Source organism: Winslowiella sp. 2C04, from assembly GCF_050037805.1.
GTDB lineage: Bacteria > Pseudomonadota > Gammaproteobacteria > Enterobacterales > Enterobacteriaceae > Erwinia > Erwinia toletana_A.
The window spans coordinates 449,227-461,260 of record NZ_CP188300.1; the positions used below are offsets into that span (position 1 = coordinate 449,227).

General features: G+C 53.5%; 9 protein-coding genes. 4 read left to right on the plus strand and 5 right to left on the minus strand.

From position 1 onward, the window contains the following. Positions 1–301: 301 nt before the first annotated feature. On the minus strand, positions 302–1,072 hold the full coding sequence (gene exuR / locus ACP3TC_RS02075; RefSeq protein WP_313853892.1) for a transcriptional regulator ExuR: 771 nt from the start codon (positions 1,070–1,072) through the stop codon (positions 302–304). 389 nt (positions 1,073–1,461) lie between these two features. Between exuR and uxaC the strand changes: the two genes are divergently transcribed. From uxaC to ACP3TC_RS02090, 3 genes are read left to right on the plus strand one after another with little or no spacing between them, the layout of a single operon-like run. Next, positions 1,462–2,871 carry a glucuronate isomerase gene (gene uxaC, locus ACP3TC_RS02080; protein WP_426817413.1) on the plus strand — a complete coding sequence of 470 codons (1,410 nt, stop codon included), beginning with the start codon at positions 1,462–1,464 and terminating at the stop codon, positions 2,869–2,871. Between the two features lie 12 nt (positions 2,872–2,883). Beyond that, positions 2,884–4,335: a tagaturonate reductase gene (locus tag ACP3TC_RS02085; protein WP_426817414.1), complete on the plus strand. Its 1,452-nt coding sequence runs from the start codon at positions 2,884–2,886 to the stop codon at positions 4,333–4,335. A 7-nt stretch (positions 4,336–4,342) separates the two neighbouring features. Beyond that, positions 4,343–5,833: a UxaA family hydrolase gene (locus tag ACP3TC_RS02090; RefSeq protein WP_426817415.1), complete on the plus strand. Its 1,491-nt coding sequence runs from the start codon at positions 4,343–4,345 to the stop codon at positions 5,831–5,833. Positions 5,834–5,874: 41 nt separating this feature from the next. On the opposite strand, the gene sstT is transcribed toward ACP3TC_RS02090, so the two are convergent. The 3 genes from sstT to ACP3TC_RS02105 all read right to left on the minus strand — a co-directional run bounded on the left by sstT (position 5,875) and on the right by ACP3TC_RS02105 (position 9,644). Then, positions 5,875–7,107, minus strand: coding sequence for a serine/threonine transporter SstT (gene sstT, locus ACP3TC_RS02095; protein WP_313857814.1), 1,233 nt, complete (start codon positions 7,105–7,107; stop codon positions 5,875–5,877). A gap of 279 nt (positions 7,108–7,386) precedes the next feature. Further along, the gene (locus tag ACP3TC_RS02100) at positions 7,387–8,355 is read right to left on the minus strand and encodes a TerC family protein (protein WP_313853888.1); all 969 of its coding nucleotides are present in this window, start codon (positions 8,353–8,355) and stop codon (positions 7,387–7,389) included. A gap of 293 nt (positions 8,356–8,648) precedes the next feature. After that, positions 8,649–9,644: a Gfo/Idh/MocA family protein gene (locus tag ACP3TC_RS02105; RefSeq protein WP_426817416.1), complete on the minus strand. Its 996-nt coding sequence runs from the start codon at positions 9,642–9,644 to the stop codon at positions 8,649–8,651. A 164-nt stretch (positions 9,645–9,808) separates the two neighbouring features. Between ACP3TC_RS02105 and ACP3TC_RS02110 the strand changes: the two genes are divergently transcribed. Beyond that, positions 9,809–11,509, plus strand: a complete 1,701-nt coding sequence (locus tag ACP3TC_RS02110; RefSeq protein ID WP_426817417.1) for a chloride channel protein — start codon at positions 9,809–9,811, stop codon at positions 11,507–11,509. 19 nt (positions 11,510–11,528) lie between these two features. On the opposite strand, the gene ACP3TC_RS02115 is transcribed toward ACP3TC_RS02110, so the two are convergent. Continuing rightward, positions 11,529–12,032 (minus strand): M48 metallopeptidase family protein, encoded by a 504-nt coding sequence (locus tag ACP3TC_RS02115; protein WP_313853884.1) that lies wholly within the window; start codon positions 12,030–12,032, stop codon positions 11,529–11,531. Between the last annotated feature and the right edge of the window lie 2 nt (positions 12,033–12,034).

A 12,034-nucleotide genomic window follows, 5' to 3' on the forward strand; every position in this document is an offset into this window, starting at 1 on the left:
CGGATGACAAGTTCAGGCGGAGGCTGACGCGGATTTTGATCGTTATAATTGGCGCAGCCTGCTGCCGAATAGGGGACACTCTGCATTTCGTGCATAAAAGCCGCACGTTCTTTTCACCCGGTGGCAAAGGGTAAAAAAAGACAGTTAACTGTAACAAAAACCACCGATTTGAGACAGGGGAAACTTGCTACCGCCAGGCTGTTTTACCGTTCAATGGCATTAGCAGAAAGGAGCTTTACACAGGCTGACACTTATGCAAGTTTGCTTAAATAATCAGCCTTACAGAAAAATAGCGTATTTTTTAAGAATCTTTTGGTTTTTCGAGGGTGATGACTGGGTTTTCGGCGAACATATAGCGATCGACATTTATTTCAAAATCATCACTGGTGGCGCGAAATAACATCTGACGCGTATTTTCCAGGTGTTGCCACATCGCTCGTTTGCTGGCTGCCGGATCCTTGCGCATTAGCGCCTGAAGAATCTGGTCATGGTCGTCGCACCAGCTTTCGATCGACTTGTCATCAATATGTTCATGCAGTTTTAACCAGTACGGGTTATATAAACGGTGTAACCACATCTTTTCAACAATTGCCGCCAGCGCGCTGTTTTGTGTCGCGGCAGCGATCTGCACATGGAATTTCATATCCCATTCTGAATCGCGGAAGCGATCCTCTTTACGCGCCTGCTCCTGAATTTCCATGAGCTGAATAATGTGCTGGCGTGTCACCTGGGTGGCAGCGAACTCTGCGACATTACTTTCAATCAGCTGCCGTGCCTGCAACAGCTCAAATGGGCCGAAATTGGCGAACTCAAGCTGACTGTGGGTCGTAACGCTTTTTTTCTGCTGATTACCGACCACATGGATACCGGATCCTTTGCGGACGTCAACATAGCCTTCCACCTCAAGCATGATGATCGCTTCGCGCACCACGGTGCGGCTTACGCCCATCTCCTCGGCAATAAAACGCTCAGCGGGCAGCTTGTCGCCCACCAGATATTCGCCTGCCTCCAGCTGACGTTTCAGTTCAGCTGCCAGCTGTTGATAAAGGCGACGCGATTCGCTCAGTTCCATGATCGAGGCTCCGGGTTAAGAGGGCTGATAGTAGAGTTGTTATACCCGTTTTCTGACCGTTTTAACAATGTCAGCCGGAGGAAAGCTCATGGCCGCGTTTGTCTGGCAACAGCCAGGTTCTGGTATAACAAGAATAAGGGAATGCTGTCATACAACTTTGAAAGGTTGAATGCCATCACATAAACCTTTACTGGCGTGTGGGATACTAAAAGTGGACTTAGGTCAGTGCGTTACTCATTCTCTGACCGGGTGGAGTGAAAAGTTAACCAAGAAAACTGCTGTTAATGTGAGCGGCATCTCAAAATTATCGCTGCGCCTGCCATAATTGGTATGATAACTTTTTAAGCGTTCAGGCAGTGCGGCCCAACGTCGAGAGTGAGGAAGCGGTTATGTCCCAATTTATGAGCGAAGATTTTTTGCTGGATAGCGCAGTTGCACGACGGTTATTTCATGATTATGCCGCTGAACAGCCGATTTTCGATTACCACTGCCACTTACCGCCGCAGCAGATAGCCGAAAATACACGCTTTAAAAATCTCTTTGATATCTGGCTGAAGGGCGATCACTATAAATGGCGGGCGATGCGCGCTAATGGGGTGCCCGAAGCGCTCTGCACCGGTAACGCCAGCGACCGCGAAAAGTTTGATGCCTGGGCGCGCACGGTGCCGCATACCATTGGTAACCCGCTGTATCACTGGACTCATCTTGAGCTACGCCGTCCGTTCGGCATCCGCGATATTCTGCTGTCGGAGAAAACTGCTGATAGCGTCTGGCAGCAATGTAATGCACTGCTGGCCGAAGATGCATTCAGTGCGCGCGGCATTATGACGCAGATGAAGGTGAAAATGGTCGGCACCACTGACGATCCAATTGACGACCTGCGCCATCATGCTGCGCTGGCACGCGATAGCAGTTTCACCACCAAAGTGCTGCCTTCATGGCGACCCGATAAAGCCTTTAATCTTGAAGCGGAAGGTTTTGTCGATTATCTGCACCAGCTGTCAGCCAGTGCCGATGTATCGATCTCGCGCTTTGATCATTTGCTGCAGGCTTTGAACCGAAGGCTGGACCATTTTGCGGCGCACGGCTGCAAAGTCTCCGACCATGCGCTGGATGTGGTGCTGTTTGCCGAGGCGGATGAGGCAACGCTCGATGCGATTCTGGCGCGCCGACTGCAAGGAATGACGCCAACTGAACACGAAGTCGCCCAGTTTAAAACCGCGGTGTTGGTGTGGCTGGGAGCGGAGTATGCCCGTCGCGGCTGGGTGCAGCAGTATCATATTGGCGCACTGCGCAATACCAATCGCCGCCAGCTGGCGCTGCTTGGGCCGGACGTCGGCTTTGATTCGATAAATGACCGTCCGCTGGCGGAGCAGCTGGCGCGCCTGCTGGATGCGCAAAACCGTGACAACGCGCTGCCGAAAACCATTCTTTACTGCCTCAATCCGCGTGACAACGAAGTGATTGCCACCATGGTCGGTAATTTTCAGGGCGAGGGTCAGCCAGGCAAAATGCAGTTCGGTTCGGCCTGGTGGTTTAACGATCAGCTGGACGGCATGCAGCGCCAGATGACTCAGCTGTCACAAATTGGTCTGTTAAGCCGTTTTGTCGGCATGCTGACCGACAGCCGCAGTTTTCTCTCCTACACCCGACATGAATACTTCCGCCGCCTGCTCTGCCAGATGATTGGCCGTTGGGTAGAAAACGGTGAGGCACCGAATGATATCGAACTGCTGGGTTCGATGGTGCAGAACATCTGCTTTAACAATGCTCGGGACTATTTTGCCGTCGAGCTTTAACAAGGAATCACTATGCAGCAGCTGAACCGCCGTCAGTTTCCAGGCAGACACTATCCCGATCGTATTATTCAGTTTGGTGAGGGCAATTTTTTGCGCGCCTTTATCGACTGGCAGATCGATTTGCTTAATCAACATACCGATCTGGATGCCGGTATTGTGGTGGTTCGTCCGCGTAACAGCGCCACGCAACGCAGCTTAAACAGTCAGGATGGCCTGTTTACCGCGTTGATTCGTGGTCTGAACGACAAGGGCGAGGTAGTCAGCGAGCCGCGCCTGATTCGTTCGGTGAATCGGGAAATCCACGCCTGGCGCCAGTTCGATGAGTTTCTGGCGCTGGCGCGTGATGGCAATATTCGCCTGGTGTTCTCCAATACCACCGAAGCGGGTATTGCCTTCGCGGCTGATGACCGACTGGAAGACTCGCCGCCGCATAGCTTTCCGGCCAAGCTGACGCGCCTGCTGTACGAGCGTTTCTGCCACTTTGCGGGTGCCGCAGATAAAGGCTGGGTCATTTTGCCGTGTGAACTGATCGATGAGAATGGTGAGGCATTAAAGGCGTTAGTGCTGCGCTATGCGCAGCAATGGCAGCTGCCCGAGGCGTTCAGCCAGTGGCTTCACCAGCACAACACCTTCTGTTCAACGCTGGTCGATCGTATCGTTACCGGCTATCCGCAGGAAGATGCGGAGCAAATTTTCCAGCAGCTGGGTTATCGCGACGACTATCTCGATGCCGGAGAAGTCTATTACCAGTTTGTGATACAGGGGCCGCACTGGCTGCATGAAATGCTGCGCCTCGATCGCTATCCGCTGAATATCCGGCTGGTTGATGACATCAAACCGTATAAGGCGCAGAAAGTGGCGATCCTCAACGGTGCGCATACCGCGCTGGTGCCGGTGGCATTTCTCGCCGGTCTGGATACCGTTGGTGAAGCGATGAATGATGCGCAGATTGCGGCATTTGTCGAAAGCACGCTGCGTGACGAGATTATCCCGACGCTGAATTTACCTTCAGCTGAACTGCACGCCTTTGCTGACGCGGTGCTGAGCCGCTTCCGCAACCCGTTTATCCGCCATCAGCTGCTGGCCATTGCGCTTAACGGCATGACTAAATTCCGCACCCGAATCCTGCCGCAGCTGCTGGCAAGTCAGCAGCAGCAAGGCCAGTGGCCGCGTAAGCTCACTTTTGCGCTGGCGGCGCTGCTGGTGTTTTATCGCGGCGAGCGCGATGGCAAGCCTTTCCCGTTACAGGATGACGAGCACTGGCTGAGCTGCTTTTCGACACTGTGGGCGCAGCTCGGGCGCGGTGAAATCACGCCGCAGCAGCTGGTCGAAACGGTGCTGGCGGATACCCAACACTGGCAAAGCGATCTGACGCAGCTGCCGGGGCTGGTGGCGGCGGTGACGGAATCGCTGCAAATGATTGTCGATCGCGGTATGCGTGCGGCACTGGAACAACTGGGGTAAAAGCGCCATGCAAAAAATCATAAAAATAGATCCGCGAGACAATGTCGCAGTCGCCCTGAGTGATTTAACTGAAGGGGAAAGTCTGTCGCTTAATCAGCAGCTGGTCACGCTGTCTCAGCCGGTAGCGCGAGGTCATAAATTCGCGCTACAGGCGATTGAGCCGGGCGCGCTGGTGATCAAGTACGGTCTGCCGATTGGTCATGCAACCCAATCCATTGCGGCAGGCGAGGTGATTCACTCGCAAAATGCGCGCACTAATCTCAGCGATCTGGATGAGTATCAGTATCAGCCCGATTTCCCCACTCTGCCGCCGCAGGCCAGTGACCGCGAGGTGCAGATTTATCGCCGCGCCAGCGGTGAGGTCGGCATTCGCAATGAGCTGTGGATTCTGCCAACCGTCGGCTGCGTTAATGGCATTGCACGCCAAATCCAGTCGCGCTTTCTGCGTGAAACCGCTGACGCGCCAGATATTGATGGTGTGCATCTGTTCAGCCATCCGTTTGGCTGCTCGCAGCTTGGCGAAGATCATGAAAATACCCGCACTATGCTGCAAAATATGGTGCGCCACCCCAATGCTGGTGCGGTGCTGGTGATCGGCCTTGGCTGCGAAAATAATCAGGTGGATGTGTTTCGCGAGACGCTGGGTGAATTTTCCAGTGAACGCGTGACCTTTATGATCTGCCAGCAGCAGGATGATGAGGTTGAGGCGGGCGTTGAGCGCCTGCATCAGCTGTATCAGGTGATGCGTTCCGATCGGCGTCAGCCGGGCAAGCTTAGCGAACTGAAATTCGGTCTTGAATGCGGTGGCTCCGACGGATTATCCGGCATTACCGCCAATCCGTTGCTCGGGCGCTTCTCGGATCAGATGATTGCCAACGGCGGCACCACGGTACTGACTGAAGTGCCGGAAATGTTTGGCGCGGAGCAAATTCTGATGAGTCGCTGCCGTGATGAAGCGACATTTGAGAAAACTGTCAGCATGATCAACGACTTCAAACAGTATTTTATTGCCCATCAGCAGCCGATTTATGAGAATCCTTCTCCCGGTAATAAGGCGGGCGGTATCACGACGCTGGAAGAGAAATCACTGGGCTGCACGCAGAAAGCCGGTCAAAGCCAGGTGGTTGATGTGCTGAAGTATGGTGAGCGCCTGAAGATTCACGGTCTGAATTTATTGAGTGCGCCAGGCAACGATGCGGTCGCCACCAGCGCGCTGGCGGGGGCGGGGTGCCATATGGTGCTGTTCAGCACTGGCCGGGGGACGCCTTATGGCGGATTTGTGCCGACGGTGAAAATCGCTACTAACAGCGAGCTGGCGGCTAAGAAGCCACACTGGATTGATTTCGATGCTGGCAAGCTGATACACGGCACCAGCATGGAACAGCTGTTAAGCGAGTTTGTTGATGATATTGTCGGCATCGCCAATGGCAAGCCGACCAATAATGAGCGCAACGATTTCCGCGAACTGGCGTTGTTTAAAAGCGGCGTCACGCTCTGAATCCGGCACGGGCGGCGACATATACTCGCCGCCCGTTACCCTCAGGCTTCCTGCGAGAGACGTTGCTCTTCTGCCTGACAAACCGCGGCAGTGAACAGAATATCGGTGGAAGAATTCAGCGCGGTTTCCGCTGAGTCCTGCAGTACGCCAATGATAAAGCCGACCGCAACCACCTGCATCGCCACTTCATTTGGGATACCAAACATATTACAGGCCACCGGGATCAGCAGCAGCGAGCCACCGGCCACGCCGGATGCGCCGCAGGCACACAGTGATGCCACCAGGCTTAACAGAATCGCTGTCGGAACATCGATGCTGATACCCAGCGTATTCACCGCCGCCAGCGTCAGCACGGTAATCGTGATTGAAGCACCCGCCATGCTGATGGTAGCACCGAGCGGAATCGACACCGAATAGGTATCTTCATCCAGCTTTAGTCGCTTAGCCAGCGCCATATTTACCGGAATATTCGCCGCTGAACTGCGGGTAAAGAAGGCGGTGACGCCGCTTTCACGCAGGCAGGTAAAGACCAGTGGATAAGGGTTGCGACGGATTTTCCAGTAAACCAAAATCGGGTTAAATACCAAAGCCATCAACAACATGCAGCCGATAAGTAGCGCCAGCAGATGCGCATAACTCCAGAGTACTTCAAAGCCGGTTGACGCCAGAATCGAGGCGACCAGGCCGAAAATACCGACAGGCGCGCAGCGGATAACCATTCGCACGACCCAGGTTACGGCTTCGGACGCGTCGTTCAGCAGGGTTTTAGTGGTGTCACTGCTGTGGCGGAAGGCGAGGCCTAAACCAATGCCCCATACCAGAATACCGATATAGTTGGCGTGCATCAGCGCGTCAATCGGATTGGAAACCATACTCATCAGTAAACCGTGCAGCACTTCAATGATGCCGGACGGTGGCGTGATATCGATATTCGTCGAGCTGAGCGCCAGCGTTTGCGGGTAAAAGTGGCTGACCACCACCGCTACCATTGCGGCAAACACCGTACTCAGCAGATACAGCAGCACGATGGGGCGGATATTGGTTTTCTGTCCCTGTTTATGGCTGGCAATCGCCGATATCACCAGCACCAGCACCAGCAGCGGTGCAACCGCTTTTAATGCACTGACAAACAGCGAGCCCAGCAAGCCTACTGCCAGCGCGCTATCTTTTGAGAACCAGGCCAGCGCAATACCTGCGACCAAACCGATCATAATTTGTTTCACCAGACTGCCGCCGAAAAGTCGGCCTAACAGCCCGGAAGGCTTATTTTCCATCGTCATTTTCTAAACCGTTAATAGTTATAAGATCACTTATCCGGCATCCCTGATGTGTTACTCCAGATGAAGCGTTTGCCTGGGCAGTATAAGGAAAACAAATGGCAGGAAAAGGGGAAATCTCTACAATTTGTCCAGGATCGACTTTTACAACTTACCAGTCAGAGTAATGCGAGCGAGATAACAAAGGGAGAATCGAGCCTGTTGCAGAATAATAAAATGCCGCTAAGGGCTGATGGCAGTATTTACGTTGGGGCGGCGTTTCCGCCGCCCGTGATATTAGCGGCGTTTCTTCTGGTCGTTTTTGTGGTTAACCCAGGCATTGATCAGCAAAGTCAGCGCCAGAATACCGCCGACCACGCTCAGGGAGATCGCTACCGGGATATGCCAGATATCGACAATCAGCATTTTCACCCCAATAAAGACCAGCACGATCGCCAGGCCATATTTCAGCATTGAGAAGCGCTCTGCCACGTTTGACAGCAGGAAGTACATGGCGCGCAGGCCAAGAATGGCAAACAGGTTTGACGTCAGTACGATAAACGGATCGGTGGTGACGGCAAAAATCGCCGGGATACTGTCGACGGCAAAAATCACATCGCTCAGCTCGACCATAATCAGCACCAGCAGCAGCGGGGTGGCAAATAACACGCCATTTTTGCGGATAAAGAACTTCTCACCCTCAAGGCTATCGGTCATACGCAAATGACTGCGCAGCCAGCGGACTACCGGTTTATCGCCAACCGCGCTGGCGTCATCGTCTTTTGCCATCGCCATTTTGATACCGGTAAACAGCAGGAAGGCGCCGAAGATATACAAAATCCAGCTAAACTGCGTCACCAGCCAGCTGCCGGCGAAAATCATAATGGTGCGCAGCACAATCGCGCCCAGCACCCCGTAAATTAATACCCGGCGTTGCAGGGCCGTCGGTACGGCGAAATAGCTGAACAGCATCAGCCAGACAAATACGTTGTCCACCGCCAGCGCTTTTTCCAACACATAGCCAGTCAGGAAGGCCAGCGTCTGGCTGTCTGCCGCTTCACGGCCAAGCGTACCGTTGAGATACCACCAGAAAGCGGCACTGAACAGCAGTGATACGGAAACCCAAACCAGTGACCAGATGGCGGCTTGTTTGAGCGACATAGTGTGAGAGCCGCGACGCCCCTGCAACAGCAGATCGATCGCCAGCATGATAATGACCACGACAGCGAAGCTGCCCCAGAGTAACGGTGTGCCAACAGTATTCATAAACTCATCCTGTAAAAAAACAAAACGGCTGACATCGGAAGACGTCAGCCGCACTGTTACGCGCAAGCAAAACCTCGCCTTCCGGCAAGGTCTCACTTACAACGCAGGATAAGGTGCTATCCGGGTTGCCCAGTAACCGGGCTAAAATCGGCTATCAGCTCAGTAGCTGATGCGGCGATTTATCATGGCCGTAATGACGATTAACTGGCTAAGAAGTTACTCCCCTTTGCTGTCGCGTAAGATACGTTCAGCGGCATAAAGGGTCAACGAATCGGAGAAATATTTAGAAATATTTACACAGCCGATTGATCGCGCCCGTCTGCCGGGAAGACCACCCCGGTCTGCCGTCGAATTTCCGTCAGCAGGCTGGCGGTGATTCGCGAGGTTGTCAGACCGGCATGGTTCACTTCATTAGTTTCAACCAGGTGGGCGAAGTGTTCCGCTTCATACAGCATAGTATTAATATGCTGTTGTCGGCTAAGTTGTTGCGTCTGGCCTGCGCGCGGCGTCAGCGTAACGCGCTCGCAATGCGAGAGTTGTTCAACGATCAGCGAGCCTTCTTCGCCCTGAATTTCACTTGGGATCAGTGAGTTACTCACTTTGGAATGCAGAATGGTGACGTCAAAATCGCCATAGCCCAATACGACCGTGCCGTGCGCATCGACGCCACTTTCCAGCAGCGAGGCCTGGGCGATGACGCTGACCGGTTCTCCCCATAAGCTGACCGCACTGGCAAGGCTGTAGTAGCCGATATCCATAATCGAGCCGTTAGACCACGCCGGATTAAAGGTGTTGGGGTTTTCACCATCGAGATAACGCTGGTAGCGCGATGAATACTGGCAGTAATTAAACAGCGCTTTGCGCAATTTACCCACTTCAGGCAGGGACTGACGCAGAATTTTAAAATTCGGCAGGCTGGCGGTTTTAAACGCCTCAAACAGCACCCGCTGATTATCGCGGGCGCAGGCGATCATCTGCTCCACTTCCTGTAAGTTTGAAGCCAATGGTTTTTCGCAAATGACATGTTTTTTATGGCGCAGGAACAGCTGAGCCTGCTCGCAGTGCAGGGCGTTGGGGCTGGCAATATAAACCGCATCAATGACGTCGGACTGCGCCATTTCTTCCAGTGAGACAAACAGATGTTTGACCGGATAATCGTGACTAAACGCCTGCGCCTGTTCCAGCGTGCGGGAATAGATGGCGCAAAGCTTAAATTTACCGGTTTCATGGGCGGCATCAACAAACTGGCGGGTAATCCAGTTGGTTCCAACAACAGCGAGGCGAATCATCTTCTTCTGGCTCCACGATCCTGTGAGTGAAACTGCAGATTATCACAGCCTAAAGTCAGGGCAATGAAGATCGGCGATGGTAATTTCAACCTGAGATCTCGCTTCCAGTATGGTAATTTTCAGGCTTTCCCGTTGCGGGCGCGGGCTTAATAAAAGGATCAGCAGTGAGTAGCACAGTTGCCGGAAACAAACATGCGTTGAACTGGACCAGTATTCTGGTGGCGATCCCGGTTGGCTTCGCCGCTTCGCTGGTGACCTTAGGGTTTCGGTTGCTGATTGAATTGATCAATCAGCTGCTGTTTAACAGTCAGCAGGATATCACCCAGGCAATGACGATTTATCCGTGGTTTTTCTGGCCGCTGATTGTCGGTGCAGGTGGCGTGATCGCCGGTTTTTTTCTGAAATATGCCACGTCGATTGAGCAAACACAGACGGTGAAAACCGACTACCTTGAGGTGATCAACGCCAGGCTGGATGCTGTACCGACCAAAACTTCGCTGTTTCGCGCCTTATCGTCGATTGCCAGTATTGGCAGCGGTGCGTCAATCGGTAAAGAGGGGCCGATGGTTCAGCTGTCGGCGCTGTGCGGCAGCATGATGGGGCGCTACTGCTTTAAATCGCTGTCGCTGAAAAACAGTGATGTGGTGGCGATGGCAGCGGCAGCGGGACTCTCTTCGGTCTATCACGCGCCGTTGGCTTCGGCGATCTTTGTGGCGGAAATCGCTTTCGGTATTTCGGCGTTGCAACGGTTGATTCCGCTGATTATCTCCTCGGCGGTTGCCGTGCTGACTATGTGGTCGCTGGGCTATCGCTCTGCCATCTACACTTTTGCCGATATCCAGTTTCAACTGACTCCGGCCTCGGTTGCTCTGACGGTACTAATCGGCCTGGCGGCGGGGCTGGCGGGCTGGCTGATGATCGCTTTAATCGGTAAAAGCAAAGGGCTGTTTTCCGGCATAAAGAGCCTGCCGCTGCGGCTGGGTATCGGTGGTTTTGCCGTTGGCATGCTGGCGATCGCTTCCAGCGATATTCTTGGCAATGGCTATGAAGTGATAGTCGACGTGATGGCTGGCAGCCTGGCATTGCAGGCGATGGTGGTGTTGCTGGTGCTGAAAATGGTTGCCACCGCGCTGTCGGTTGGCTCCAGCGCGGTCGGTGGACTGTTTACCCCATCATTATTGATTGGCGCGTTGCTGGGGGTCGCTATTGCTACCGTCGCCAGTGCGGCAGGGCTGCCGGTGGGCAATGTGTTGTTGTATGCGGCGATTGGCATGGCGGCGGTGCTGGCGTCCGTCAGTCAGGCTCCGCTGATGGCAATTATTATGGTGCTGGAAATGACGCTGAACAGCAGCCTGCTGTTTCCGCTGATGATCGCCGCCGTACTGGCCGCAATGACGGTGTATCGTCTGCAATCCACCAGCACTTATCCGGTGGTCAGCCAGCATTTTAGCCGTTCTGATGCCAAGTTCGACTTTGATAACGGCATTATCTCGCAGTTTATCGTCCCGGGTGCTGCACTGTTGCCGGAAGAGTCGGTAGGGAAGGCGCTGGCGGTCAGTTCGTTAAAGCGTGAGCGCTTTGTGTATATCGTTAATCAGCACGGCCAGTTTCTTGGTGTGGTGTCGATTCACGATATCTCGCGCAAAATTCTGGATGGTGACATTCACCTTGATACGCCAGTCAGCGTAGTGACGGACGGTGACTTTCCGTTTATCTGCGCCAACCAGACCATCCGCGAGGGCTGGGAGGCTTTTGCTCAGGTGACGCTGGAGCGTCTGCCGGTGCTGAATAATCCACGGGAAAGAAAGTTTCTTGGCGCGCTGACGAAAACCAGTCTGATTCAGAAAGCGAAGGACTTTATTTAAGCGGGCGCCAGTTCAGTAGTTAAGCCGCGTTACCGCGCAGCGCCTGCTCGGTCAGCCATAAGCGGGTATCAAACTCATACTGATGGTAGTTGGGTTCCATGTGGCAGCAGAGCTGATAGAAGGCTTTGCTGTGGTCCTTCTCTTTGATATGCGCCAGTTCGTGCACCACGATCATGCGCAGAAAGGCTTCGGGAGCCTGTTTAAAGATGGTCGCCACGCGAATTTCCGCTTTGGCCTTTAGCTTGCCGCCCTGCACGCGGGAAATTGCCGTGTGCAATCCCAGCGCGTGTTTCATCACTTTGATTTTACTGTCATAGGCCACTTTATTCAGCGGCGCGGCATTACGCAGATAGCTGTTTTTCAGATCCAGCGCGTACTCATATAACGCTTTATCGCTGGTGATATTGTGGCCGTCCGGATAGCGTTTCTGTAATACTTCCGCTAAACGTTGCTGTTCAATCAGGCTGCGCACCTGGCTGAGGAGTGATTCAGGGTATCCCTGTAAATAGATTAACGATGACATCA